Annotated in this window: 21 protein-coding genes and 1 pseudogene; 11 read left to right on the top strand and 11 right to left on the bottom strand. The window is 72.2% G+C overall.

Annotation, left to right across the window (positions count from 1 at the left end; translation table 11 throughout):
* Positions 1–16 precede the first annotated feature (16 nt).
* Positions 17–1,255: a PucR-like N-terminal domain-containing protein gene (locus ADL29_RS36915; protein ID WP_078971566.1), complete on the top strand. Its 1,239-nt coding sequence runs from the start codon at positions 17–19 to the stop codon at positions 1,253–1,255.
* Here the strand turns inward: ADL29_RS36915 and ADL29_RS36910 are convergent.
* Entirely contained in the window at positions 1,235–2,203 is a 969-nt protein-coding gene (locus ADL29_RS36910; RefSeq protein ID WP_053927864.1) for a TetR/AcrR family transcriptional regulator C-terminal domain-containing protein, read from the bottom strand. The two genes, ADL29_RS36915 and ADL29_RS36910, sit on opposite strands and share 21 nt — an antisense overlap.
* A 180-nt stretch (positions 2,204–2,383) precedes the next feature.
* Between ADL29_RS36910 and ADL29_RS36905 the strand changes: the two genes are divergently transcribed.
* Positions 2,384–3,985 carry an MFS transporter gene (locus ADL29_RS36905; protein ID WP_053927863.1) on the top strand — a complete coding sequence of 534 codons (1,602 nt, stop codon included), beginning with the start codon at positions 2,384–2,386 and terminating at the stop codon, positions 3,983–3,985.
* Here the strand turns inward: ADL29_RS36905 and ADL29_RS36900 are convergent.
* Both ADL29_RS36900 and ADL29_RS36895 read right to left on the bottom strand, forming a co-directional pair.
* Entirely contained in the window at positions 3,978–4,604 is a 627-nt protein-coding gene (locus ADL29_RS36900; protein ID WP_053928060.1) for a mycothiol-dependent nitroreductase Rv2466c family protein, read from the bottom strand. The two genes, ADL29_RS36905 and ADL29_RS36900, sit on opposite strands and share 8 nt — an antisense overlap.
* A gap of 43 nt (positions 4,605–4,647) precedes the next feature.
* On the bottom strand, positions 4,648–5,157 hold the full coding sequence (locus tag ADL29_RS36895; protein ID WP_053927862.1) for a MarR family winged helix-turn-helix transcriptional regulator: 510 nt from the start codon (positions 5,155–5,157) through the stop codon (positions 4,648–4,650).
* A gap of 187 nt (positions 5,158–5,344) precedes the next feature.
* Between ADL29_RS36895 and ADL29_RS36890 the strand changes: the two genes are divergently transcribed.
* From ADL29_RS36890 to ADL29_RS36855, 7 genes and pseudogenes are all read left to right on the top strand, one after another.
* Positions 5,345–6,367, top strand: a complete 1,023-nt coding sequence (locus tag ADL29_RS36890) for an NADP-dependent oxidoreductase (RefSeq protein ID WP_053927861.1) — start codon at positions 5,345–5,347, stop codon at positions 6,365–6,367.
* Between the two features lie 181 nt (positions 6,368–6,548).
* On the top strand, positions 6,549–7,031 hold the full coding sequence (locus tag ADL29_RS36885; RefSeq protein ID WP_053927860.1) for a nuclear transport factor 2 family protein: 483 nt from the start codon (positions 6,549–6,551) through the stop codon (positions 7,029–7,031).
* A 133-nt stretch (positions 7,032–7,164) separates the two neighbouring features.
* Positions 7,165–7,593 (top strand): organic hydroperoxide resistance protein, encoded by a 429-nt coding sequence (locus ADL29_RS36880; protein WP_046928181.1) that lies wholly within the window; start codon positions 7,165–7,167, stop codon positions 7,591–7,593.
* 182 nt (positions 7,594–7,775) lie between these two features.
* Positions 7,776–8,777, top strand: coding sequence for a LacI family DNA-binding transcriptional regulator (locus ADL29_RS36875; protein ID WP_046928182.1), 1,002 nt, complete (start codon positions 7,776–7,778; stop codon positions 8,775–8,777).
* A 59-nt stretch (positions 8,778–8,836) separates the two neighbouring features.
* Entirely contained in the window at positions 8,837–10,438 is a 1,602-nt protein-coding gene (locus ADL29_RS36870) for a sugar ABC transporter ATP-binding protein (protein WP_053927859.1), read from the top strand.
* A pseudogene (locus ADL29_RS45830) lies at positions 10,428–12,355 on the top strand (ABC transporter permease/substrate-binding protein). The gene ADL29_RS36870 and the pseudogene ADL29_RS45830 overlap by 11 nt, the downstream one beginning before the upstream one ends.
* A 41-nt stretch (positions 12,356–12,396) precedes the next feature.
* Entirely contained in the window at positions 12,397–13,323 is a 927-nt protein-coding gene (locus ADL29_RS36855) for a ribokinase (protein WP_053927856.1), read from the top strand.
* Positions 13,324–13,361: 38 nt separating this feature from the next.
* On the opposite strand, the gene ADL29_RS36850 is transcribed toward ADL29_RS36855, so the two are convergent.
* Positions 13,362–14,726 carry a nitrilase-related carbon-nitrogen hydrolase gene (locus tag ADL29_RS36850; protein WP_053927855.1) on the bottom strand — a complete coding sequence of 455 codons (1,365 nt, stop codon included), beginning with the start codon at positions 14,724–14,726 and terminating at the stop codon, positions 13,362–13,364.
* A 25-nt stretch (positions 14,727–14,751) separates the two neighbouring features.
* A complete protein-coding gene (locus tag ADL29_RS36845) occupies positions 14,752–15,363 on the bottom strand; it encodes a TetR/AcrR family transcriptional regulator (RefSeq protein ID WP_279634884.1) in 612 nt (203 codons plus the stop codon).
* 186 nt (positions 15,364–15,549) lie between these two features.
* Here ADL29_RS36845 and ADL29_RS36840 point away from each other — a divergent pair, with 186 nt between their 5' ends.
* Positions 15,550–18,054 (top strand): beta-glucosidase H, encoded by a 2,505-nt coding sequence (locus ADL29_RS36840; protein ID WP_053927854.1) that lies wholly within the window; start codon positions 15,550–15,552, stop codon positions 18,052–18,054.
* 43 nt (positions 18,055–18,097) lie between these two features.
* Here ADL29_RS36840 and ADL29_RS36835 read toward each other — a convergent pair whose 3' ends face one another.
* Both ADL29_RS36835 and ADL29_RS36830 read right to left on the bottom strand, forming a co-directional pair.
* Positions 18,098–18,823 carry a DUF4097 family beta strand repeat-containing protein gene (locus tag ADL29_RS36835; protein ID WP_053927853.1) on the bottom strand — a complete coding sequence of 242 codons (726 nt, stop codon included), beginning with the start codon at positions 18,821–18,823 and terminating at the stop codon, positions 18,098–18,100.
* Between the two features lie 147 nt (positions 18,824–18,970).
* Positions 18,971–19,888: an SGNH/GDSL hydrolase family protein gene (locus ADL29_RS36830; protein WP_053927852.1), complete on the bottom strand. Its 918-nt coding sequence runs from the start codon at positions 19,886–19,888 to the stop codon at positions 18,971–18,973.
* Positions 19,889–20,211: 323 nt separating this feature from the next.
* On the opposite strand from ADL29_RS36830, the gene ADL29_RS36825 reads away from it, so the two are divergent.
* The gene (locus ADL29_RS36825; protein ID WP_053927851.1) at positions 20,212–20,706 is read left to right on the top strand and encodes a DUF3145 domain-containing protein; all 495 of its coding nucleotides are present in this window, start codon (positions 20,212–20,214) and stop codon (positions 20,704–20,706) included.
* 70 nt (positions 20,707–20,776) lie between these two features.
* Here ADL29_RS36825 and fabF read toward each other — a convergent pair whose 3' ends face one another.
* From fabF to ADL29_RS36805, 4 genes are all read right to left on the bottom strand, one after another.
* Positions 20,777–22,039, bottom strand: a complete 1,263-nt coding sequence (gene fabF / locus ADL29_RS36820; RefSeq protein ID WP_046928191.1) for a beta-ketoacyl-ACP synthase II — start codon at positions 22,037–22,039, stop codon at positions 20,777–20,779.
* A 95-nt stretch (positions 22,040–22,134) separates the two neighbouring features.
* On the bottom strand, positions 22,135–22,383 hold the full coding sequence (locus ADL29_RS36815; protein ID WP_046928192.1) for an acyl carrier protein: 249 nt from the start codon (positions 22,381–22,383) through the stop codon (positions 22,135–22,137).
* Positions 22,384–22,513: 130 nt separating this feature from the next.
* Complete coding sequence (locus ADL29_RS36810; RefSeq protein WP_053927850.1) at positions 22,514–23,560, bottom strand: ketoacyl-ACP synthase III; 1,047 nt, start codon at positions 23,558–23,560, stop codon at positions 22,514–22,516.
* 14 nt (positions 23,561–23,574) lie between these two features.
* On the bottom strand, positions 23,575–24,531 hold the full coding sequence (locus ADL29_RS36805) for an ACP S-malonyltransferase (RefSeq protein ID WP_211274463.1): 957 nt from the start codon (positions 24,529–24,531) through the stop codon (positions 23,575–23,577).
* Positions 24,532–24,572 lie beyond the last annotated feature (41 nt).

Raw genomic sequence — 24,572 nt, 5'->3', positions numbered from 1 at the left:
GGAGAAGGGCCAGGACATGGTGACCGCCGTACGCTCCGCCTGGCGGGAGGTCCCGCCCAGCCACGTACGGCGGTTCGCCGCCCTCGCCCTGGACGAGGTGCCCGCGCTGGCCGAGGACATCCTGCGCGAGATCCGCCGCCAGTTCCCCCAACTCCCCCTGATGCCCGACGAGTTCGGGGAGTCACGGGCCCTCGTCGGCATCCGCCAGTCGCTCGAGCACTTCGTCGAGCACATGACGGCGGGCCTCGACGGTCCGCATGTCCACCCGCAGGTCTTCCAGGAGTTCGGCCGCGGCGAAGGCATCCAGGGCCGCAGTCTGGACGCCCTCCAGGCCATCTACCGGCTCGGCGTCAAACTCGCCTGGCGCCGGCTCGCCGAGATCGGCCAGCAGGTCGCCATCCCGGCACCCGCGATGTACGAACTCGCCGAGTCGGGCTTCGAGTATCTCGACGGACTGGTCGCCGAATCCGTACGCGGCTACGCCGAGGCCGCCGCCCGCCAGGCCGGGGAACGGCTGCGGTTGCAGCGCCGGCTCATGGAGCAGCTGTTCGCCAGCCGCGGCGGCGGGCGGCCCCGGCCGGGGCGTACGGGGCCGGCCGGGCCGTTCTCCACGCTCGCCGAGCGCGCCGCCCGGATCGGCTGGCCGCTGCCCGAACGCGTCGCCGTCGCCGTCCTGCTGCGCCCGGCCCGCGAGGCGGTGGCGCCCGCCGTCGCCGCCGACGTCCTGCTGGACATGGAGAGCGAACGGCCGCGGATGGTGGTGCCCGAACCGGACGCCCCCGGGCGGCGCGAACTGCTCGCGCGCGCCGCGGCCGGCTGGTCGGGCGCCATCGGACCCGCCGTACCGCTGCTGGACGCCGCCAAGTCGCTGCGCTGGGCCGGGGCCGCGGTCGATCTGATGGAGCGCGGACTGCTGCCCGCGGGCGAGCTGCTGCAGTGCACCGAGCACACCGAGGCGCTGGTCCTGCTGCCCCCCGAGGAGCTGATCGAGGACCTCACCCGCCGCCGCCTCGCCCCGCTGACCCGCTGCGGGCCCACCCACGCCCGCCGCCTCGCCGAAACCCTGCTCGCCTGGCTGGAAACCCGCGGCGGCGCCCCCGAGGTGGCCGCCCGGCTCGGCGTCCATCCCCAGACCGTGCGCTACCGGCTGCGCCAGATACGGGAGCTGTGGGGCGGCGAGGTGGACGATCCGGACCGCCGGTTCGAGCTGGAGCTGGTGTTACGGGCCCGGAGGTTACGCGGGGAGCTCGGCTGACGGTCCCGGCCCCGCCGCCGTCCGGCGCCCGGCCACCACCTCCATGCCGTCCAGGAGCCGCGCCAGCCCGAACTCGAACACCGTCTCCAGCGTCACCACACCCTCCCCGGCCCCGTCGATCCCCGCGTACATGGGGTACGAACCGGACCGGAGAATGCCCTCGAACGCCGGCTCCATGGACGCCATCCACTGGTTCCGGTCCATCCCGGTCTCCTGCTCGGCCTCCAGGTCGTCCTCGAAGCCGGCGGCGGTGGACCGTACGTAGTTCAGCAGCGTCACGGCCATATGGATCAGCGTCACCGGATCCACCCCCGCGACCCGCGCCATCGTCCACTCGATCAGCGCCATCGCCCGCGGCATCGGCTGCGGCCGGGTGATCGACAGATACTGCGCCAGCCACGGATGCCGCTGGTAGAGCGCCCACTGCAGCCGCGCCCCCGCCTCCATCCGGTCCCGCCAGCCCTCCGGCGCCGGATCGGGCAGCCGGACCTCCGCGAACGCCGCGTCCGCCATCAGCAGCACCAGGGCCTCCTTGTTCGCCACATGCCGGTAGAGCGCCATCGAGGACACCCCGAACTCGGCGGCGACCCGGCGCATCGACAGCGCCCGCAGCCCCTCGGCGTCGGCGACCTTGATCGCCGCCCGGACGACGCGGTCGCGGTTCAGCCCGGTGTCGGTGTCGCGCGGCCGGCGCCCGCGGGGCGGTTCGGTGCGGGCGGCCCGCTGCGGCTCGGCCACGACGGTGCCCACGCCCGGCACGGCCCGTACGGCCCCCTCCTGGCGCAGCGTCGTCAGCACCTTGGTGGCGGTCGCCATCGCCACCCCCCACTCCTGGGTGATCCGTCGGGTCGAGGGCACCCGGTCGCCCGGCGTCAGCTCGCCGGAGTCGATACGGCGCCGGATCTCGGCGACGATCCGGCGGTAGGGCGGCGGAGCGGGCTCGTCCACGGGGCGACCTCCGTACTAGTGCACTAGAGCGGTTGAGGGACGGTTCAGTGGCTCCAAGGGTAGCAGTGCAGCCGCTTTTCACGCCGCCGCGCTAGCTGGGTGCACTAGTGTGATGCACGACCAACGCCCTTTTCCTGCTTCATGTTTGCACGGTAAGCGTCCGCTGCTTACGGTGCCAGCATGACGTTTACTTCGTACACACCTCGGGCCGGCCGCCGGGAGTGGACCGCCCTCGGTGTCCTCCTGCTGCCCTGCCTCCTCGTCTCGATGGACGTGTCGGTGCTCTACTTCGCGGTGCCGTTCCTGACCGCGGAACTCGAACCGAGCAGCGTCCAGCAGCTGTGGATCCTGGATGTCTACGGCTTCGTCCTCGCCGGCCTGCTGATCACCATGGGCGCGCTGGGCGACCGCATCGGCCGCCGCAAGCTGCTGCTGTCCGGCGCCCTCCTCTTCGGCCTCGCCTCCGGGATCGCCGCGTATGCGCAGAGCGCCGGAATGCTCATCGCCGCACGGGCGTTGCTCGGCGTCGGCGGCGCGACCCTGATGCCGTCCACGCTCGCCCTGATCCGCAATCTCTTCCACGACGCCAAGCAGCGCGGCAAGGCGATCGCCATCTGGTCGGCGGCCACGATGGGCGGGATCGCGGTCGGTCCGGTGCTCAGCGGGGCGCTGCTGGAACACTTCTGGTGGGGCTCGGTGTTCCTGATCAACACCCCGGCGATGGTGCTGCTGCTGGTCTGCGGGCCGCTGCTGCTCCCGGAGTTCAAGAACCCCGCGGCGGGGAGCTTCGACCTGCCCGGCTCGCTCCTCTCCCTCCTCGCCATGCTGCCCTGCGTCTACGGCATCAAGGAGATCGCCCGCAACGGCCTGACGGCGCTGCCCGTCATCGCCCTGGTCATCGGCCTGCTGGCCGCCGCGGCCTTCGTCCGCCGGCAGCGCACCGCCCGCCATCCCATGCTCGACCTGGAGCTGTTCCGGCACCGCGGCTACAGCGTCTCGGTGCTGATGAACCTGCTGGCGATGTTCGCGCTGGTCGGCTGCGCGGTCTTCTTCACCCAGTATCTGCAGTCCGTACGGGGCATGAGCCCGCTCGAGGCCGCGTTGTGGAACCTGGTGCCGACCCTCGCGGTGGGCGGGATGGCGCCACTGGCCGCGACGCTCTCCCGGCGGATGGACCGGGCGTACGTCATCGGCCTGGGGTTCGCCATCGCCGCCGGCGGCTTCGCCTGGCTGTCCGGGCTCGAACCGGGCTCGACGCTCTGGTACGTCATGGTCGCCTCGTCGGTCTATGCCGCGGGCCTGATGATGGTGATGTCGCTGAGCAACGAACTGGCCATCGGCGTCGCCCCGCCGGAGCGGGCCGGCTCCGCCTCGGCGGTGCTGCAGTCGGGCACGGAGCTGGGCGGTGCGCTGGGCATGGCGATCCTGGGGACCGTCGGCAGCGCGCAGTACCGGTCCGGCATCGGCGATTTGCTGCCTGCCGGGCTTCCCGCGGCGGCGGCCGATGCGGCGCGCGAGACGCTGGCGGGTGCGGCAGCGGTGGCCGGGCAGCTGCCGGGCCGGGCGGGCGCGGCGCTGCTGACCGCGGCCCGCGCGGCCTTCGTCGACGGGATGCACGCGGCGGTGCTGGGTGCGGCGGGTGTGATGGTGTGCGCGGCGGTGCTGGCGGTGGCGCTGTTGCGGCGGGTGCGGACCGCGGAGGGCGCGGCCGTTACGGATCCGGCCGTTACGGATCCGGCTGCCGGAACCGCGGCGCCGGCTCCCGGGGCCACCGTCAGCTGAAGTCGAACTCCCCGGTACGGGTCCGCTTCAGCTCGAAGAACTTGTCGTAACCGGCCAGGAGGCGGGCGCCGTCGAAGACCCGTACCGCCTCCTCGCCCCGCGGAATCGCCATCAGCACCGGGCCGAAGAACGCGACCCCGTCGATGTGGATGGTCGGGGTGCCGACGTCCTCGCCGACCGGGTCCATCCCCTGGTGGTGGCTCTTGCGCAGCGCATCGTCGTACGCCTCCCGCCCGGCGGCGAGGGCCAGCTCGGCCGGCAGACCGACCTCGGCCAGCGCCTCCTCGATGACGGTGGCGGTGTCCTCGCGGCCGTGGGTGTGGATCCGGGTGCCGAGCGCGGTGTACAGATCGCGCAGCACCTTCTCGCCGTGCTCCTGGGCGGCCGCGATGCACACCCGCACCGGGCCCCAGCCCGCCTCCAGCAGCGCGCGGTACTTCTCGGGCAGATCCTCGCGGCCCTCGTTGAGCACCGACAGGCTCATCACCCGGAACCGGAGGTCCAGGTCGCGGTGGCGTTCGACCTCCAGGATCCAGCGGGAGGAGATCCAGGCGAACGGACAGATCGGGTCGAAGTAGAAGTCGACGGTGTGGCGGGTCTGGGGGCTCTGGGACGTCATGCGGATCAGGTTAGAGGGCATCCGGGCCGGTCACCTGGGACATTCACGCCCGCCGTTCCTGGGCCAATCCGCCTCCGGTACCCACTCCGCCTCCCGTCGCCTGCTCCGCCGCTATCTCCTCCGGCTCCGGTGCTATGCCCAGCATCCGCTGGAGCAGCTGCTTGAGCAGGGTGCGCTCGGCGACGGTCAGCTGGCCCAGCGGCTCGCGCGCGAAGTCGAGGGAGGCACGCAGCCGCTCGGCCGTACGGGTGCCTTCGGTGGTCGGCGCGGCGAGCTTGATCCGGCGGTCGGCCGGATCGGGCCGGCGCTCGACCAGACCGCGGGACTCCAGGCGGTCCACGATCCCCGTGACGTTCGAGGGCTCGCACTTCAGCCGCTGGGCGACCTTGCGCATGGGCAGCGGCTCTATGTGGAGCAGGCTGAGCACCCGCGCCTGCGCGCCGGTCAGGGCGTGCTCGGCGGCGGCGTGCTCGTATTCCTCGTGGTAACGGGCGACGACGGTGCCGATGAGATCGACGACCTCGACGGTCAGGGAGTCTGCGCGCGTTGTCATGCCCCTAGGGTACCCAATTGCTTGACAACATGAAACATCGATGCTCATCATTGTTTCAGTACCTGAATCATTTGGGTATCTGAAGTACATCCGAGTTCCGAGGCGCCGACCACTGACGTCCGAGGCGCCGAGGCGCCGACCTGCCGATGTACCGAAAGCACCCTGCAGAATCTGGAGGACCGCGCTGATGTCCGCACTTCCCGCAACCGGCCGCGAATGGCACCTCACCGCCCGCCCGCACGGCTGGCCCACCCCGGACGACTTCGCCCTGCGCGAGGCCGCGGTCCCCGAGCCCGCCGAGGGCCAGATCGTGGTCCGCAACCGCCACTTCTCCGTCGACCCGTACATGCGCGGCCGGATGAACGACGTGAAGTCCTATGTCCCGCCCTTCCAGCTGGATGAGCCCATGGACGGCGGCGCGGTCGGCGAGGTCATCGCCTCCCGCTCCGAGAAGTTCGCCGTCGGCGACCACGTCCTGCACGGCCTGGGCTGGCGCGAGTACGCGGTCCTGGACGCGGCGCGCGCCACCAAGGCGGACCCCGCGCTCGCCCCGCTCTCCGGCTACCTCGGCGTCCTGGGCATGACGGGCCTGACCGCCTACGCCGGCCTCCTGGAGGTCGCCTCCCTCAAGGAGGGCGACGTCGTCTTCGTCTCCGGCGCCGCGGGCGCGGTCGGCAGCCAGGTCGGCCAGATCGCCAGGCTCAAGGGCGCCTCGCGCGTCATCGGCAGCGCCGGCTCGGACGAAAAGGTCAGGCTCCTGGTCGAGGAGTACGGCTTCGACGCGGCCTTCAACTACAAGAACGGCACCCCGGTCGCCGAGCAGCTCAAGAAGGCCGCACCCGACGGCATCGACGTCTACTTCGACAACGTCGGCGGCGAGCACCTCGAAGCGGCCATCAGCTCCCTGAACGTGCACGGCCGGGTCGCCATATGCGGCATGATCTCGCAGTACAACACCACCGAGCCGCCCGCGGCACCGCGCAACCTCGCCCTGGTGATCGGCAAGCGGCTGCGCCTGCAGGGTCTGCTCGTATCGGACCACAGCGCTCTCCACCCGCAGTTCGTCCAGGAGGTGTCGTCCTGGGTGCGCTCGGGCGAGCTGAAGTACAGCGAGACGACCGTATCCGGCATCGAGAACGCCGTCGACGCGTTCCTGGGCATGCTCCGCGGTGAGAACACCGGAAAGATGATCGTGAGCCTCGACGCCTGACGCCACGTCAGGATCAGGGGCAGGCCTGGGGGTTCTCCGAGCCGCCTCGGAGAACCCCCGCCGCGGTGCACGGGGTGCCTGCCCTTACCTGGGAGGTAATCGCCGGTCCGCCCCGGTGCGGGCAAGGATGACGCTCTCCCCGCGTCAGGCCTGACGCGGCTTCCCGACCAAAGGGGCACCCATGCCGTCACCCGCCGCCACCCCCGCGCCCGCCGCCACCCGCGCTGTGGTGGAGGAACTGCTGCGCCGCATCGGCGAGGGCGACGCCGAGCGCATCGCCGAGCTGTACGCGGAACGGGCCGACTGGAAGCTGGACTGGCCGGAGGACGAGCACGGCCGCACCGCCACCCCCTGGATCCGCCACCGCTCCACCCGCGCCGACGCCGCCGCGCACTACCGTGAGCTTGCCGAACACCACATACCCGGGCAGGCGGCCACGGAGATCGAGCGCATCCTCGTCGACGGCGGCGACGCCGTCGTGCTCGGCGAAATCCGTCAGACCGCCCGCCCCACCGGCCACGCCTACCGCGCCCGTTTCGCCCTGCACCTCACGGTCGACAACGGCCTCATCACCCGTCACCACGTCTACGAAGACAGCCTCGCCGTCGCCCGGGCGTTCGCTCCCGGGGCGGGGGAGGAGGACCGGCGGCGCGGGCGTGGCTGACGGAAGTCCCCGAGGCGGGTCTGCGGGCGCCCACACCCCGTCCCCCCGCCCCCTTGCCCGCGCCCGTTAGGCTCAGCGGCAAGCCGTCGCGATCCGTGGGCGCGAGTCGCGGCGAATCACAGGAGGATTTCGTATGTCCATCCCGACTGTCGATGTCGTCTACACCGCCGTCGCCACCGCCGAGAACGGCCGCGACGGCCGTGTCGCCAGCGACGACGGCAAGCTCGACGTGATCGTCAACCCGCCCAAGGAGCAGGGCGGCAGCGGCGCCGGCACCAACCCCGAGCAGCTCTTCGCGGCGGGCTACAGCGCCTGCTTCCAGGGTGCGCTCAGCGTCGTCGCCCGCCAGGAGAAGCAGGATGTGTCCGGGTCCCGGGTGACCGCCAAGGTCGGCATCGGCAAGACCGAGGCCGGTGCCTTCGGTCTCACGGTCGAGATCTCGGCCTCGATCCCGAACGTCGACGCGGACACCGCCAAGGCGCTGGTGGAGAAGGCGCACCAGGTGTGCCCGTACTCGCACGCCACCCGCGGCAACATCGAGGTCAAGCTGACCGTCGCCTGACGGCAGTGACCATGGCCGGGAGCCGTACCCCGCCGGGGTGCGGCCCCCTGTCTTTGTGACGCAGGTCATCTTTGCGGCGTCTTGACGCCGAGCTCGTGTAATCGATTACCTAGAGCCTCGCGAAAACGATTACACGTTGGCCGCGACGACGCGGACGGCACAAGCAGAATGGCAACGGCGCCATGGCGAACATCAAGGACGTGGCAGAGCGGGCAGGGGTCTCCGTCGCCACCGTTTCCCGGGTCCTCAACGGCCACAGCCCGGTCGCCGAGACCCGCGAACGGGTGCTGGCCGCCGTACGGGAGCTGGGCTACCGCCCCAACAACGTGGCCCGAGCACTGCGCACCGCGCGCACGGGCGCGCTCGGGCTGATCATCAGCGATCTGACCAACCCCTTCTTCACCGAGCTCGCCGACGCCGTCGAGGACGAGGCCCGCAGCCTCGGCTACAGCCTGATCATCGGCAACGCCGGCGAGCGCCCCGAGCAGCAGGACGACCACATCCGCACCCTGCTCGACCGCCGGATCGACGGGCTGCTGGTCAGCTCGGCCGGCACCGGCTCGGCGATGCTCGGCGAGGTCGTCGGCTCCGGCACCCCGCTGGTCCTCCTCGACCGCACCGTGCCCGGCATCGACGCCCCCTGCGTACGCGCCGACGGCCGCGCCGCGATGACCGATCTGGCCGCCCACCTCGCCGCCCTCGGCCGCCGCCGTCCCGCGATCATCGTCGCCCCGGCCGGCACCCCCACCGGCGACGAACGCCTCGACCTCTTCCGTACGGCCCTGGCCGCCCACGGCATCGGCCTGCCCGACGAACGCGTCGGCGCCGCCCACGACCTCCAGCACACCGGCGGCCGCCGGGTGATGAGCGACCTCCTCGACCTGCCGCAGCGGCCCGACGCGGTGCTGGCCACCGACAACCTGATGGCACTCGGCGCGATGGACGAGCTCAAGGCGCGCGGGCTGCGGGTCCCCGACGACGTCGCGCTGGTGTCGTACGACGACGTGCCGTGGTTCGCGCACACCGATCCGCCGCTGACCGTCATCGCCCAGCCCACCCGCGAACTGGGCCGGGTCGCCGTCCACACCCTGCTGGCGCGCATCGAGGGGCGCCCGGCCGGCTCGGTGCTGCTGCCCGCCCGGCTCGTCACCCGCCGCTCCTGCGGCGAGCCCCCCGCCCACTGACCCAGCCCGTACCCGCACACGGACACCGGACGCACACCGGAAGGAAGCGAGGGCAGCGTATGAGCGGCGTCGACGACGACGTACCGGGCGGCAGCGATCGCGAACTGCTGCGGATGGAGGGGGTGACCAAGTCCTTCCCGGGCGTGCGCGCCCTGGACGGTGTGGATCTGACGCTGCGCGGCGGTGAGGTGCACGTCCTGCTCGGTGAGAACGGCGCGGGCAAGAGCACGCTGATCAAGATGCTCTCCGGCGTCCACCGGCCCGACGAGGGCCGGATCACGGCGCACGGCCAGGAGGTGCACATCCGCTCGGCGCAGGACGCCGAACGGCTCGGAATCGCCACGATCCACCAGGAGTTCACCCTCGTCCCGGGGCTCACCGTGGCCGAGAACATCTTCCTGGGGCGGCAGCCGCGCACCGCGCTCGGGCTGGTCGACCGGAAGACGATGCGGGCCGGCGCCGCGGAACTCCTGCACCGGGTACGCCTCGACGTCCCGCCCGGCACCCCCGTCGCCGAACTGGGCATCGCCCGCCGGCAGATGGTGGAGATCGCCAAGGCGCTCAGCCTGAACGCCCGCGTCCTGATCATGGACGAGCCGACCGCCGTCCTGACCTCCGGGGAGGTCGAGACGCTCTTCGGGGTCGTCCGCGAGCTGCGCGACGCCGGCGTGGGCATCATCTTCATCACCCACCACCTCGAGGAGATCGGCGCGCTCGGCGACCGGGTCACCGTGCTGCGCGACGGCCGCTCGGTCGCCGAGGTGCCCGCCGCCACCGGCGAGAACGAGCTGATCCGTCTGATGGTGGGCCGGGACATCGCCGAGCAGTACCCGCGGCGCCGCCCCGACGGGCCGGGCGCCCCGCTGCTGAAGGTCCGCAGCCTGACCCGTTACGCCACCGGGGCCCGTCGCGGCACGGCGGCCGCCCCGGTCTTCGAGGGCATCGACTTCGAGGTGCGGGCCGGCGAGGTCGTGGGCCTGGCCGGACTGGTCGGCGCGGGCCGTACCGAGCTGGTACGGGCCGTCTTCGGCGTGGACCGCTACGACGCCGGCACGGTCGAGATCGACGGCAGGACCCTGGCCCGCGGCGACGTACGGGCCGCGATGCGCGCCGGGCTCGGGCTCGTCCCGGAGGACCGCAAGGGCCAGGGCTTGGTCCTGGACGCCTCCCTCCAGGACAACCTCACCCTCGCCCGCCTCGACCGCGACACCCGCCGCGGGTTCGTCGACCGGGGCGGGCAGCGGCGCGCGGCGGCCGCCGTCGCCGAGCGGCTGAAGGTACGGATGAGCGGTCTGGCGCAGCATGCCCGCACGCTCTCCGGCGGCAACCAGCAGAAGGTCGTCATCGGCAAATGGCTGCTGACGGACACCCGGCTGCTGATCCTCGACGAGCCGACGCGCGGTGTCGACGTCGGCGCGAAGGTGGAGATCTACCGCCTGATCAACGAGCTGACGGCGGCGGGCCGTGCGGTGCTGATGATCTCCAGCGATCTGCCCGAGGTGCTCGGGATGAGCGACCGGGTGCTGGTGATGGCGCAGGGCCGGCTGGCCGGTGAGCTGCCGGCCGGCGAGGCCACGCAGGACGCGGTGATGGAACTGGCCGTCCGGGCGCCCGGCAGGAACACGAACGAGAGCGCGGGGGAGAGCTTCGATGTCCGCTGAGCTGAAGAAGGCGGTCCCCGCGGAGGCGGCGGGGCGGGCACCGGACCGGGGCGGGCCGGGGCCGTGGTTCTCGCGGGCCGTCCTGAGAAACGGCCCGCTGGGCGGCCTGATAGCCCTGGCCGCCGTCATGGCGGTCCTCTCCCGGGACTTCCTCAACGGCCAGAACCTCCTCAACGTCGGCGTCCAGGCATCGGTCACCGCGATCCTCGCCTTCGGCGTCACCTTCGTGATCGTCTCGGCGGGCATCGACCTGTCCGTCGGCTCGGTCGCCGGTCTCTCCGCCATCGTCGTCGCCTGGGCCGCCACCGACCGGGGTCTGCCCGTGTGGACGGCCGTCCTGCTCGGCCTCGCCGTCGGTGCCGCGGCCGGTCTGGCCTCCGGCGCGCTGGTCGCCCACGGCAGACTGCCCGCCTTCATCGCCACGCTGGCGATGCTCTCCGTCGGCCGCGGCCTGGCCCTGGTCCTCTCCGGCGGTTCGCCGATCGCCTTCCCCGCCTCGGTCAGCGCGCTCGGCGACACCCTCGGCGGCTGGCTGCCCGTCCCCGTACTCGTCATGATCGCGATGGGGCTGATCGCCGCGCTGATCCTGGCCCGTACGTACACCGGGCGGGCGATGTTCGCGATCGGCGGCAACGAGGAGGCGGCCCGGCTCTCCGGCATCGACGTCAAGCGCCGCAAGCTCGTCATCTACGCCCTCTCGGGCCTGTTCGCGGCCGTCGCGGGCATCGTGCTCGCCGCCCGGCTCACCTCCGCCCAGCCGCAGGCCGCCATGGGCTACGAACTCGACGCCATCGCCGCCGTCGTCATCGGCGGGGCCAGCCTCTCCGGCGGCTCCGGCAAGGCCTCCGGCACCCTCATCGGCGCGCTGATCCTCGCCGTCCTGCGCAACGGCCTCAACCTGCTGAGCGTCTCGGCGTTCTGGCAGCAGGTGGCCACCGGGCTGGTCATCGCCCTGGCCGTCCTCCTGGACACGCTGCGGCGCCGGAGCGCGCGATGAGGCGGCGTACGGGTGTGACGGCAGCGGCCGCGCTGCTGCTGGTGGCGGCCCTCAGCGGCTGCGACCGCGGCGGCGACACGGACCTGGGGCTGGCCCTGTCCACCATGAACAACCCGTTCTTCGTGGGCATCAAGGAGGGCGCACAGGCCGAGGCGGACGCCCGCGGCCTGCACCTCAACATCACCGACGCGCAGAACGACCCCACCCAGCAGATCAACCAGCTGGAGACGTTCACCAGCCAGAACGTCAGGGCGGCCATCATCAACCCGGTCGACTCCGACGCCGCCGTCCCGGCCGTCGGCGTCGCCAACCGCGCGGACGTACCGGTGATCTCCCTCGACCGCGGCGTCAACGGCGGCAGGGTCGGCTCGACCATCGCCTCCGACAACGTCGCCGGCGGCCGTCTCGCCGCCCGTACGCTGGCCGAATCCCTCGGCGGCAAGGGGAAGGTGGCCTTCCTGGAGGGGCAGCCCGGCACCTCCGCCGCCCGCGAGCGCGGCAAGGGCTTCGAGGAGGGCATCGGCAAGTACCCCGGCATCCAGGTCGTCGCCCGGCAGCCCGCCGACTTCGACCGCACCAAGGGCATGGACGTGATGGCCAACATGCTCCAGGCGCACCACGACATCGCCGGGGTGTTCGCCGCCAACGACGAGATGGCGCTGGGCGCCGCCAAGGCGCTCGGCGGCCGCTCCGGCAAGGACGTCGAGGTGGTCGCGTTCGACGGCACCCCGGACGGCGTCACGGCGGTCCGCGACGGCACGCTGACCGCCACCGTCGCCCAGCAGCCGCGACTCCTGGGCAGGCAGGCCGTGGACTGGGCGCTGAAAGCCGCCCGCGGTGAGAAGCTGCCGCGGACGGTCAAGGTGCCGGTGGTGCTGGTGACGCAGAAGAACGCCGCGGAATTCGGGACACACGGGTGAGCCGGCCACAGGGAGCCGACCCCCACATCGAAGGGCAGGAAATGAAGGAACGGCATATGTACGACGTCCTGGTGGTCGGCTCGGCCAACGCGGATCTGACGGTACGGGTCGAGCGGCGGCCCGGCGCGGGCGAAACCGTACTGGGCACGGACCTGATGGAGTCGGCCGGCGGCAAGGGGGCCAACCAGGCGGCCGCCGCGGCCCGGCTCGGCGGGCGGACCGCCCTGCTGGCGCGGGTCGGCGGCGATGCGTTCGGCGAACTGCTGCTGAGCGCGCAGCGCGACGCGGGCACCGATGTCGCGCCGGTCATCGTGGACGAGGCGGCGCGCACCGGCACCGCGATGATCATCGTCAGCCCGGACGGCGACAACAGCATCGTCGTCTCGCCCGGCGCCAACGCCGCCCTCACCCCGGCCGATGTGGCCGCCGCGGCGGACGTCATCGCCGCCTCCTCGGTGGTCTCCCTCCAGCTGGAGATCCCGATGGAGTCGGTACGCGCCGCCGCCGCGGCCGCCGAGGACGCCGGCACCCGCGTCGTTCTCAACCCCTCCCCGGCCCCCGAGGCGCCCCTGGCACCCGAACTCCTCGCCGTCGCCGACCCGTTGGTGGTCAACGAGCACGAGGCGCGGCAGCTGTCCGGGCTCGCCGACGGCAAGCCGGGGGAGTGGGCCCATGCGCTGCGCGACAAGGGCGCCCGCTCGGTGGTGGTGACCCTCGGTGGCGAGGGGGCGCTGGTGCTGGACGCCTCCGGGGTGACGGAGGTCGCGGGCGTACGGGTCAAGGCCGTGGACACCACGGGCGCCGGCGATGCGTTCACCGGCGCCCTGGCCACCCGTCTGGCCCGCGGCGACGCGCTCCCCGACGCGGCCCGCTTCGCCGTACGGGTCGGCGCCGCCGCGGTCACCAAGCCGGGCGCGCAGCCGTCCTACCCGACCGCGGCGGAACTGGACGCGCTCTCCGGGGCCTGAGCCGGCGGCGCCCGGGACCCGTCCGCCGGGCGCCGCCGCTACAGGTCCTTCGGCCCGTACAGGGCATGCTCCGCACCCGTCATCAGGGCCCAGTAGCGGTCGCCGTACGACCAGTGCCACCACTCCGTCGGGTAGTTGACGAGTCCCGCGGCGGACAGCGCGGCGCTCAGCACCCGCCGGTTGGCGCGGGCCGCGGGCGTCAGGCCCGGGGCGCCGGTGTAGCAGGCGCCGTCGCTATCCTCCGGCGAGGCGTTGACCTCCGTCCCCATGTCGACATGTCCCCCGTCCGTCGTGACGAGGGTCAGATCCACCGCCCCGCCCGCGCTGTGCGGTGCGATGTCCGGCGGGGACACATACCGGCTGGCCGCCCGATGGATCCGGGCGGCGTCCCAGCCGGGGTACGCGGCCCGCAGTTCGTCCGCGTACTCCTCGAAATAGCGGCGCTGCAGGCCCGGCGGCCGGTAGCCCTCGAGCAGCTCCAGCCGCAGCCCGTCCGGCAGCGCCTCCTGCGCGGCCAGCAGCCGCCGCAGCACGCCCGTGCGCAGATGCGCGTAGTCGCCCCTCTCGTCGTGCCGTCCCTCGGCCACCAGGAGCGCGGGCGCGGCGCCCCGCACGTCCACCAGGTCCTCTCCGCACTCCCGCACCGGGATCGCGGCGATCTCCGGGTCCGCCATCAGCGTGATCCGGTCCCGGACATCGGTCAGCACCAGCTCCGGCGGGCCATCGGGCCCGGCCGCCGCCACCTGCTCGCCGCCGGGCAGCCAGGCCCCGCTGTGCCCGCAGGCCTCACCGGCGCTCCCCACGCCCATCCCATTGGCGAGCAGGACATGCAGTCCGTTGTCCCGGGCCAGCTGCGCATAGCGGGCCACCCGGTCCGCCGCGCCATGGAACGAACTGGCCAGATACACCCGGCAGCCGTCCGCCGCCGCCCGCGCCGCGACCTCGGGGAAGCTGTTGTCGAAGCAGGTGGCGAGCGCGAACCGCACCCCGCCCAGCGTGAACCGGCCGTCCGCCGTCCCCGCCGCGAAGACATCGTTCTCGCCCTCGTACAGATGGCGCTTGTCGTAACGGGTCAGCAGCCCGCCGTCGGGCCCGTAGACGAACGAGGCGATGGTGGGTGCGGACCCGCCGGCCCCCCGCCCCGCCGCGTTCACCACCGCCGCGACCCCGGACGCCCGGCAGGCCTCCCGCACGGGCGCCAGCCGGGCGTCGTCGTGCGTGACCGTCATCGTCCCGGGATCCGCGGCTATCGCCGCCAGGTCGTACTGCGTCAGCGCCAGTTCGGCGAAGACCACCAGCCCGGCGCCGCGTCCGGCGGCTTCATTGATGAGCGCGGCCATCCGCGCGGCATTGGCATCGATATCGCCCGGCACGGGCGTGAACTGTGCGGCAGCAATGATCATTTGCCCATGATGCCCGTCGCGGCGGTCAGTCCCCGCCCCGCCCGAGCAGCGCGACGAAATCCCGGAACGCCGCGGGCATGTCCACGTCCTGAGGATCCAGCAGCCACTGCAGCTGGAGCCCGTCCATCACGGCGACCAGCAGCGGCGCCGCCCGCTCCGGTGTCAGGCCGCCGGGCAGCGTCTCGCCGAACTCGGCGCGCAGGACGGCGGCCATCGCCTCCCGTACGGCGCGGAAGCGGGACTCGAAGAACGCGCGGGCCGGATGGTCCTCGGTGACGCTGTCGGCGGACAGGACCGTGTAGGTCTGGACGATGCCGGGGCGGGTGGCGTTGTAGTCGACGAGCTGGGCGAGGGTGCCGGTGCGCCAGCTGCCGGCCGCCGACGCGGCGGAGGAGGCCAGGTCCCAGCGGTCGCGTGCTTCCAGGACGGCGACCAGCAGGAGTTCCTTGGTGGGGAAGTGGTGCAGCAGCCCCTGCTGGGTGAGACCGGCGCGTTCGGCCACCGCGGCGAGCGAGGTGCGGCGGTAGCCGCGTTCGGCGATGAGCTCCATGGCGGCCTCCAGAATCGCCTCGCGCCGCTCCGCGCGCTGCGCCTGCCGTCCGCCGCTCCGCCGCGCGCCCTGATCCTGTGCCGTCACCGACAGAGCGTAACTCCGGCGGACGGGCCCCTTGCGGGACGGTGAGACCGGATTACGGAATGATCACGTCGCCTACCGTCCGCCCGGCAAGGAGGGAAGGATTCGGCCCGGGAGTCCGCCGGAGTCCGCGGCCGGGTCCGTCACGGAATTGCCGCGGGAGCCGTCCGTCCACTCAGGGAGCGCCGCATGACCGACCCGAACGACCGCACCGCCGCGGTGGAGCAGGCCGTGGAACGGGCGCTGGCCGCCCTCGACCTCGACACCAAGGCACGGCTGCTGTCCGGCCAGGACATGTGGACGCTGCCGGCCGTACCGGCGATCGGCCTGAAGGCGCTGGTGATGTCGGACGGCCCGATCGGCGTACGGGGGCGCCACTGGAGCGCCGAGGACCCCTCCGTCGCGCTGCCCAGCCCCACCGCGCTGGCGGCCACCTGGGATCCCGGACTGGCCCGCCGGGCCGGTCAGCTCCTCGCCCAGGAGGCCCGCCGCAAAGGCGTCCATGTCCTCCTGGCGCCGACCGTCAATCTGCACCGCTCGCCCCTGGGCGGCCGCCACTTCGAGTGCTACTCCGAGGACCCGCTGCTCACCGGTGTGATCGGCGCCGGCTACGTGACGGGCGTCCAGGAGGGCGGTGTCGGCACCACCGTCAAACACTTCGTCGGCAACGACGCCGAGACCGACCGCTTCACGGTCGACAACCGCATCGCCGACCGCCCCCTGCGCGAGCTCTACCTCGCGCCCTTCGAGCACATCGTCCGCCACGCCCGGCCCTGGGGCATCATGACGGCCTACAACCAGGTCAACGGCTCGACGATGACCGAGCACCGCCCGCTCGTACGGGAAGTCCTGCGCGGCGAATGGGGTTTCGACGGCGTCAACGTCTCCGACTGGACGGCGGCCCGCCATACGGTGCGCGCGCTGCGCGGCGGCCTGGACGTGGCGATGCCGGGACCCCGTACGGTCTACGGCGCTCCGCTCGCCGCGGCCGTCCGCGCGGGCGAGGTGACCGAGGCGGAGGTGGACGACGCGGTGCGCCGCGTCCTGCGGCTGGCCGCCCGTACGGGATGCCTGGAGGGGGTACCGGCCGCGGTCGGCCCGGACGAGGTCCCGCGGGGGATCGACGGCCCGGCGCTGGCCGGTGAGATCGCCCGCCGGGCGTGCGTACTGCTGCGCAACGAGCCGGCCGGCGGGGCGCGGGCCGGGTTCCTGCCGCTCGACGCCGCCGCGCTCCGCAAGGTCGCCGTCATCGGCGCGGCCGCCCGCGACGCCCGGGTCCTCGGCGGCGGCTCCGCCACCGTCTTCCCCGACCGGATCGTCTCCCCGCTGGAGGGCCTGCGCGCCGCGCTGCCCCGGGACGCCGAGGTCACCTTCGCCCTCGGCGCCGACCCCCGCACCCGGGTCCCGCGGGCCCGCGAGGGCTTCACGCTGCGCGCCCGCTATCTCGCCGCGGACGGCCGACTCCTGGCCGACACGCCGCAGTTCGACGGGAAGGTGCATGCCGTCGGCAGCTTCCCCGAAGGCGTCACCCCGCACAGCCTCCACACCGTCGAGCTGACCGGCACCTTCACCCCGCAGGTCACCGGCGACCACACCTTCGCCGTCTCCGGTACCGGTGCCTTCCACCTGACGGTCGGTGACGCGGTCGTCTTCGACGAACACTGCGCGCCCGTCGGCAGCGATCCCTTCGAGAGCTTCCTGAACCCCGTGGAGCGCCGGATTCCGGTACCGCTGACGGCGGGCGAGCGGGTCGGCGTCACCCTGCGCCACCTCCCCGCCGGCTCCGGTGCGGCCACGGCCGCCCTGAACTTCACCCTCGGGCACAGCGAACCGCAGCCCGACCCGGACGCCGCGCTCGAGGAGGCGGTGCGCGCGGCGGCCGCGGCCGATGTCGCGATCGTCGTCGTCGCCACGACGGACGAGGTCGAGTCCGAGGGCTTCGACCGCAGGGACCTCGGGCTCCCCGGCCGCCAGGACGAGCTGGTCACCCGGGTCGCCGCCGCCAACCCGAACACCGTCGTGGTCGTCAACGCCGGGTCCCCGGTGGAACTGCCCTGGCGGGAGCAGGTGCCGGCCGTACTGCTGACCTGGTTCCCGGGCCAGGAAGCGGGCGCCGCCCTCGCCGATGTCCTCCTCGGCACCCACGAACCAGGCGGCCGCCTCCCCACCACCTGGCCGGCCCGCCTCGAGGACGCACCGGTCAGCGGCGTCACCCCGACGGACGGTCGGCTCGCCTACGCCGAGGGCGTCTTCATCGGCTACCGGGCCTGGCAGCGCCACGGCGACCGCTCCCCCTCGAGCCCCGCCCCCGCCTACGCCTTCGGTCACGGGCTCGGCTACACCGACTGGGAGTACGAGTCGCTGGACACCACCCCGGACTCGGTGCGGGTCCGGCTCCGCAACACGGGGCGGCGCACCGGACGCGAGGTCGTCCAGATCTACCTCGCCCCCAGGGACAGCGGCGGCACGGCCTCCGGGGCCGTCGAGCGCCCGGCCCGCTGGCTGGCCGGATTCGCCTCCGCCGAGGCCGGTCCCGGCGAGAGCACGGAGGTCGAGATTCCGCTGCCGGGCCGCGCCTTCGAGGTCTGGGAGGAGCGGACCGGCGGCTGGCACCGCGTCCGGGGCGACTACACCGTCGAGGCCGCGCACAGCATCACCGACCGCCGCCTGACCGCGGAGGTCACCATCCGCTGACCGCGGAGGCGACCGCCCGACGGCCGGACGGCCGCGCCGCCCCTCAGGACGACGCGGACTCCACCGTCACATCCCCACCGCTCGTCTTCGCCGAGATCTTGTGCGCGGAGCCGCCGTCCGTGGGCACCGAGACCTTGCGGGTGCCGCCGCTGGTCGAGGCGTCCACGGCGTAGGAACCCTTCGGCACACGGATGGTGACATTGCCTCCGCTGGTCCGCCCCGACACCTCGTCAGGCGCCGCGGCCAGGGTGACGTCGACATCCCCGCCGCTGGTCTTCACCTGCGCCGTGCGCGCGGTGGAGTCCGCGACGGTGACATCCCCGCCGCTGGTCTCCGCGGAGATCGCGCCGGAGGTGCCGCGCACCGTGATGTCCCCGCCGCTGGTGTGCAGATCGACCGAGGTGTTACGCGGCACCAGCACCCGGTAGCCCACCATGCACCGCTGCCCGGAGCCCGAGCAGTCCTCGGCCTCGAGGGTGAGCCGCCCGTTCTTGACCGAGTGCGAGGGAGCCGGCTTCTCGTCGTTGTACTCGTACTTCTCCGTCACCTTGACCTTGCCGCCGGCCGCTGTCGGCACGATCTCGATGTCCCCGCCGTGGGTGGTCGCCGACACGGCCGTGACCTTGCCGTCGACCGCGTACGTACGCTGCGCCGTCTCCGTCGGACCGTAGGCCAGCGAACAGGCCGTCAGGGACAACCCGCCCACGGCCAGTACGGCGCCGGACAGAACGAGGGGAAGGGCGCGGGGGGACGCGGGCGGCCGGACCATGGCGAATATCTCCTGAGGCGGTCAAGTGAATCTTTCGGCTCCATCGTTCCGCCCCGCGCACCCGCCCGCATCACCATTCGGGATGACCTCACGTCCCCGAACCCTTAGGGGTTTCCGTCCCGGAGGTAAGGGATCGTCAAGGGTTCGTCACCTACGGGATTCCACCCGGGTGATGGTCCGGAACGCCAGCTCCGCCAGCTCCCGCTGTCCGCGCATGCCCGGGTGGAACCAGTCCCAGGTACTCAGCTGACGGTCCGTGAAGCGGTAGTCGAAGACCGACCCGTCGAAGCGGCACAGCGCGTCCTTGCGGCACACCCGCGCCAGCGCCCGGTTGTAGGCCATGACCCGGTCCCGCACCTTCTCGCGCCGCCGTTCCGCCGACCGCGTCAGATCGTCCGGATCGCGCAGCATCGATCCGCAGATCCCCAGCTTCCACACCTGCTTGCCCAGCTGGTTCTTGCGCCCCTCCGACCACAGCCGCAGCAGATCCGGCACCGCGGCGACATACACCTGAGTGCGCGGCAGGACGCGCCGCAGCTTCTTCAGCGCGCGTTCGAAGTCGGCGCGGAAGGTGCGGGTGGGGGTCATCGCCCGAACGTCGCTGCGGCAGGCGTCATTGGCGCCGATCAGGATCGTGACCAGCTCGGGCCGGTGGCGCGCGGCCGCGGCGATCTGGTCGGGCAGCTCGCTCATCAGGGCGCCGGTCCTGGCGTGGTTCCAGCTGTGCGTGACGGGGTTCCGCACCAGCCGCCGGGCCAGGCTGTCGACCTTGGGGTCGGTGCCGGTGGCCCAGGAGACCTCGGGGCAGTCGGAGAGCACCGTACAGGCGTCGAATCCGACGGTGATGGAGTCGCCGAGTGCCGCGATGGACCCGGGATCCGTGCGCCAGACGGGTCCCGCCTTCGCGGCCGGGCGTTTGGTGGACGGGCCGGGGTGCGGTCCGGCGGAGCCGCCACCGCAGCCGGCAAGGGGGATCACCAGGGCGCAGACGGCGGCCGCGGCACGGGTGACGGGACCGGCGGACCGGTGACGCCGGGGGCGAAAGGGCCGATCAATGTGCGTCATCCCCTGTCCCCTCCGGCGTGCGAGTGATATCTCTTCGGGTACCGACGGTACGTCACCCCCTCGCCCGGCACCGCGCGGTAGCTTTGCCCCGTGCCTGCCGGGCGGTGACGCAAAGTGGCACGTGCAGTCGGCACAGATAAATTACATCACGTCATTTCCTGTCCCTTTTGCGGCAAATTACGGCTAATGGTGTTTACTGTAGGTCACCTCGCATGCTGGTGCCGAAGTGATCACTGGGGCAGAATGTCAGCTGTCCCGGCCGCAACCGGAACGGGCACGAGGCCGCTGGGGAAGGCGAACCTCGAACCGCACTGGAGGTCCCGGTGACGACACGTGGAGTTCTGTACGTCCACTCCGCTCCGCGCGCGCTGTGCCCGCATGTCGAATGGGCCGTGGCGGGCGTCCTCGGTGTGCGCGTCAACCTCGACTGGATCCGCCAGCCGGCGTCCCCGGGCACCTGGAGAGCCGAATTCTCCTGGCAGGGCCAGGCGGGCACGGCGTCCAAGCTGGCCTCCGCGCTGCGCGGCTGGCATCTGCTGCGCTTCGAGGTGACCGCCGAGCCCTGCGCCACCGCCGAGGGCGAGCGCTACAGCTCCACCCCCGAACTGGGCATCTTCCACGCCGTCACGGGCATCCACGGCGACATCCTCATCCCCGAGGACCGGCTGCGCGCCGCGGTCGCCCGCTCCGCGCGTGGCGAGACGGACCTGTCCGCCGAGGTCGCCAAGCTCCTCGGCAAGCCCTGGGACGACGAGCTGGAGCCGTTCCGGTACGCGGGCGAGGGCGCCCCGGTGCGCTGGCTGCACCAGGTGGTCTGAGGAGCCGGAACATGCGCCGAGGGCCCGCCCGGAGTCACCGGGCGGGCCCTCGGCGCATGCCGGGCGGGTGTCAGACCGTACGGAAGGCCAGCACCACGTTGTGGCCGCCGAAGCCGAACGAGTCGTTCAGCGCCGCGATGGTGCCCTCGGGCAGCGGGCGGGGCTCGCCGCGCACGATGTCGGCGTTGGCCTCGGGGTCGAGGTTGTCGATGTTGATCGTCGGCGGGGCGATGCGGTTCTTCAGGGCGAGGACCGTGGCCACGGTCTCCACGCCGCCCGCGCCGCCCAGGAGGTGACCGGTCATCGACTTCGTCGCGGAGATCGCGATGTGGTCGAGGTCGTCGCCGAGCACCTTGCGCAGCGCCCTGATCTCGCCGATGTCGCCCTGCGGGGTCGACGTGGCGTGCGCGTTGGCGTGCATGATCTCGGAGGGCTTGAGGCCCGTGTTGTCCAGGAGGTTCTGCACGGCCTGCGCGATGCCGGTGCCGGACGGCTCGGGCTGCGTGATGTGGTGGGCGTCGGCCGAGATGCCCTGGCCGACGGCCTCCGCGTAGATCTTGGCGCCGCGGGCCTTGGCGTGCTCCTCGGACTCCAGGACGATCACGCCCGCGCCCTCGCCGAGCACAAAGCCGTTGCGGTCGACGTCGTAGGGGCGGGAGGCGCCCTGCGGGTCGTCGTTGTTCTTGGACATCGCCATCATGTTGCCGAACGCGACGATCGGCAGCGGGTGGATGGCCGCCTCCGTGCCGCCCGCGACCACGACGTCCGCACGGCCCGTACGGATCATCTCGATCGCGTAGCCGATGGCCTCCGCGCCCGAAGCGCACGCCGAGACGGGCGTGTGCACACCGGCGCGGGCGTTCAGCTCGATGCCGACGTTGGCCGAGGGGGAGTTGGGCATCAGCATCGGCACGGTGTGCGGGGAGACGCGGCGTACGCCCTTCTCCTTGAGCACGTCGTACTGGTCGAGCAGGGTCGTCACGCCGCCGATACCGGAGGCGATGACCGCACCGAGACGGTCCGGGTCCACGGCCTGCTCATCGCCCGCCTTGCCCGTGAAGCCCGCGTCCTTCCAGGCCTCGTACGCCGCGACCAGGGCGAACTGCGCCGAGCGGTCCAGCTTGCGGGCCTGCGGACGGGGGATGATCTCCGTCGGCTCGACGGCGATCTGTCCGGCGATACGCACCGGAAGGTCGGCGGCCCACTCCTGCTCCAGGAGGCTGATGCCGGAGCGGCCGGCGAGCATTGCCTCCCAGGTCGAGGCTGCGTCGCCACCCAGCGGTGTGGTTGCGCCGATACCGGTGACGACCACAGTGTGATGGGTCGAGTTCACTGGAATTCTTTCTCCACGGTTAGAGGGGTCTGAATCGACGGCGCCACCGCCAGGTGGCGACATGCGCCGGAGCCGGATCAGCTCCGGGAGCTGGATCAGCCCTGGTGCTTGAGGATGTAGTCGGACGCGTCGCCGACGGTCTTGAGGTTCTTGACGTCCTCGTCGGGGATCTTCACGTCGAAGCGCTCTTCGGCGGCGACGACGACCTCGACCATGGACAGCGAGTCGACATCCAGGTCGTCGGTGAAGGACTTGTCCAGCTTGACGTCCTCGACGGGGATCCCGGCGATCTCGTTCACGATCTCGGCGAGACCCTTGACGATCTCTTCCTGGGTGGCGGCCATGGCGGCGCTCCTTCGGTCATTTAGGGAACTGCGGTATTCACTGCAGTTACTGCGTTATTTACGGTGAAGCGGTGAAGCTCTGTGCAGCGGCCGACACTTACGAATCCATGCGGTGCTGCGCAGATCTTGCCTAGGGGAGGGTAACGACCGTCGCGGCGTAGACGAGACCCGCCCCGAAGCCGATGACCAGCGCGGTGTCCCCGCTCTTGGCCTGTCCGGTCGCCAGCAGCCGCTCCATTGCGAGCGGAATCGAGGCGGCCGAGGTGTTGCCGGTGGTCTCCACATCGCGGGCGACCGTCACGCTCTCCGGCAGCTTCAGGGTCTTCACCATCGAATCGATGATCCGCATATTGGCCTGGTGCGGAATGAAGACGTCCAGGTCGTCCGGGCTGACTCCGGCCGCGTCCAGCGCCTGCTGGGCGACCTTCGCCATCTCGAACACCGCCCACCGGAAGACCGCTTGGCCTTCCTGAGTGATGGCGGGGTACCGGACGGCCTCGGGAGCGGTGCGCTCCTCGGGGCCGTCGCCGCCGGGCACCGGAGTGGTCCGGTACACGTCCCAGGCGAGGGTCTGCTTGATGGTCTCGGACTTGTCGCCCTCCGAGCCCCAGACCGTCGGGCCGATCGCGGGCTCCTTGGCGGGGCCGACGATCACCGCGCCCGCGCCGTCACCGAAGAGGAACGCCGTCGCGCGGTCCTCCAGGTCGGTCAGGTCCGAGAGCCGCTCGACGCCGATGACCAGGACGTACTCCGCGGAGCCGTCGGTCACCATGCCCCTGGCGAGGGTCAGTCCGTAGCCGAAGCCCGCACAGCCCGCCGAGATGTCGAAGGCGGCCGGCTTGCCCGCACCGATGCGGTGCGCGATCTCGGTCGCGATCGCCGGGGTCTGCTTGAAGTGCGAGACGGTCGAGACGATGACGGCACCGATCTGCTCCGGCGTCAGACCCGCATCGGCGATCGCCTTGCCGGCGGCCTCCACCGACATCATCGCGACGGTCTCGTCCGGGCCCGCCCAGTGGCGGGTGGCGATGCCCGAGCGCGAACGGATCCATTCGTCCGACGAGTCGATGTGCTTGAGGATCTCCTCGTTCGGCACGACACGGGTCGGACGGTAGCCGCCGACACCCATGATCCGCGCGTACGGGGCGCCCTGCGCCGGCTTGATCTTCGAGGTCATGCTCTTGGGTCTCCTTATTCGGCCGCGAGGTCGGCTGCGGGAGAAGAGTGCTCGGCGATCAGCGTGCGGGCCGCGTCGAGGTCCTCCGGGGTCTTGAGCGCAAGGGTCTGCACACCGGGCAGCGCGCGCTTGGCCAGACCGACCAGGGTGCCGCCGGGAGCCGCCTCGATGATCGCGGTGACGCCGAGCTCCTTGAAGGTCTCCATGCACCGGTCCCAGCGCACCGGATTGGCCACCTGGCCCACCAGCCGCTGCACCAGCTCCTGGCCGGAACTCACCACCTGGCCGTCCTTGTTGGAGACATAAGCGGTGTGCGGGTCGGTGGCCGACAGCTCGGCGACCGCGGCCTCGAGGGCCGAAACGGCGGGCGACATGTGGTGAGTATGGAACGCACCGGCCACCTTCAGCGGGACGACCCGACGGGTGCCCTCCGGCTTGTTCTCGGCCAGCGCGGCGATCTGCTCGGCGGTGCCCGCGGCGACGATCTGCCCGGCGCCGTTCACGTTCGCCGCCGTCAGACCCAGCTGCTCGAGATGCGGCAGGACGACGGACTCGTCGCCGCCCAGGAGGGCCGCCATACCGGTTTCGGTGACGGCGGCGGCGTCGGCCATCGCCTGCCCGCGGCGGCGCACCAGCTCCATCGCGGCGCCGTCGGTCAGGGTGCCGGCCAGCGCGGCGGCGGCCAGCTCGCCGACGCTGTGCCCGGCGGTGGCGCCGACCTGGCGGGAGACGTCCTCGCCGGTGGCGAAAAGCTGCCGGGCGGAGATCAGTGCCGAGGCCACCAGCAGCGGCTGTGCCACCGCGGTGTCGCGGATCTCCTCCGCGTCGGCCTTCGTGCCGTAGTGGACCAGGTCCAGATCGATGGCGGCGGACCACTCACGGAGCCGGTCCTCGACACCGGGGAGGTCGAGCCAGGGGGTCAGAAAGCCGGGCGTCTGAGCGCCTTGGCCGGGAGCGACGAGTACGAGCACCCTCACACTCTCTCTTGTGGGAGGTCCCGCCCGCCCGTGGG

The organism is Streptomyces chattanoogensis (assembly GCF_001294335.1).
Taxonomy (GTDB): domain Bacteria; phylum Actinomycetota; class Actinomycetes; order Streptomycetales; family Streptomycetaceae; genus Streptomyces; species Streptomyces chattanoogensis.
The sequence above is the reverse complement of the archived record's forward strand: the minus strand, read 5'-3'. Positions and strand labels throughout refer to the sequence as shown.

Excerpts from the sequence above, each read along its gene's own strand:
- ADL29_RS36830 (WP_053927852.1), bottom strand. The coding sequence starts at position 19,888 with ATGACGCACATTGATCGGCCCTTTCGCCCCCGGCGTCACCGGTCCGCC.
- ADL29_RS36900 (WP_053928060.1), bottom strand. The coding sequence starts at position 4,604 with ATGACGTCCCAGAGCCCCCAGACCCGCCACACCGTCGACTTCTACTTC.
- ADL29_RS36840 (WP_053927854.1), top strand. The coding sequence starts at position 15,550 with ATGACCGACCCGAACGACCGCACCGCCGCGGTGGAGCAGGCCGTGGAA.
- ADL29_RS36835 (WP_053927853.1), bottom strand. The coding sequence starts at position 18,823 with ATGGTCCGGCCGCCCGCGTCCCCCCGCGCCCTTCCCCTCGTTCTGTCC.
- ADL29_RS36915 (WP_078971566.1), top strand. The coding sequence starts at position 17 with ATGGTGACCGCCGTACGCTCCGCCTGGCGGGAGGTCCCGCCCAGCCAC.
- ADL29_RS36875 (WP_046928182.1), top strand. The coding sequence starts at position 7,776 with ATGGCGAACATCAAGGACGTGGCAGAGCGGGCAGGGGTCTCCGTCGCC.
- ADL29_RS36890 (WP_053927861.1), top strand. The coding sequence starts at position 5,345 with ATGTCCGCACTTCCCGCAACCGGCCGCGAATGGCACCTCACCGCCCGC.
- ADL29_RS36850 (WP_053927855.1), bottom strand. The coding sequence starts at position 14,726 with ATGATCATTGCTGCCGCACAGTTCACGCCCGTGCCGGGCGATATCGAT.
- ADL29_RS36855 (WP_053927856.1), top strand. The coding sequence starts at position 12,397 with ATGAAGGAACGGCATATGTACGACGTCCTGGTGGTCGGCTCGGCCAAC.
- ADL29_RS36880 (WP_046928181.1), top strand. The coding sequence starts at position 7,165 with ATGTCCATCCCGACTGTCGATGTCGTCTACACCGCCGTCGCCACCGCC.
- ADL29_RS36810 (WP_053927850.1), bottom strand. The coding sequence starts at position 23,560 with ATGACCTCGAAGATCAAGCCGGCGCAGGGCGCCCCGTACGCGCGGATC.
- ADL29_RS36885 (WP_053927860.1), top strand. The coding sequence starts at position 6,549 with ATGCCGTCACCCGCCGCCACCCCCGCGCCCGCCGCCACCCGCGCTGTG.
- ADL29_RS36895 (WP_053927862.1), bottom strand. The coding sequence starts at position 5,157 with ATGACAACGCGCGCAGACTCCCTGACCGTCGAGGTCGTCGATCTCATC.
- ADL29_RS36905 (WP_053927863.1), top strand. The coding sequence starts at position 2,384 with ATGACGTTTACTTCGTACACACCTCGGGCCGGCCGCCGGGAGTGGACC.
- ADL29_RS36870 (WP_053927859.1), top strand. The coding sequence starts at position 8,837 with ATGAGCGGCGTCGACGACGACGTACCGGGCGGCAGCGATCGCGAACTG.
- ADL29_RS36815 (WP_046928192.1), bottom strand. The coding sequence starts at position 22,383 with ATGGCCGCCACCCAGGAAGAGATCGTCAAGGGTCTCGCCGAGATCGTG.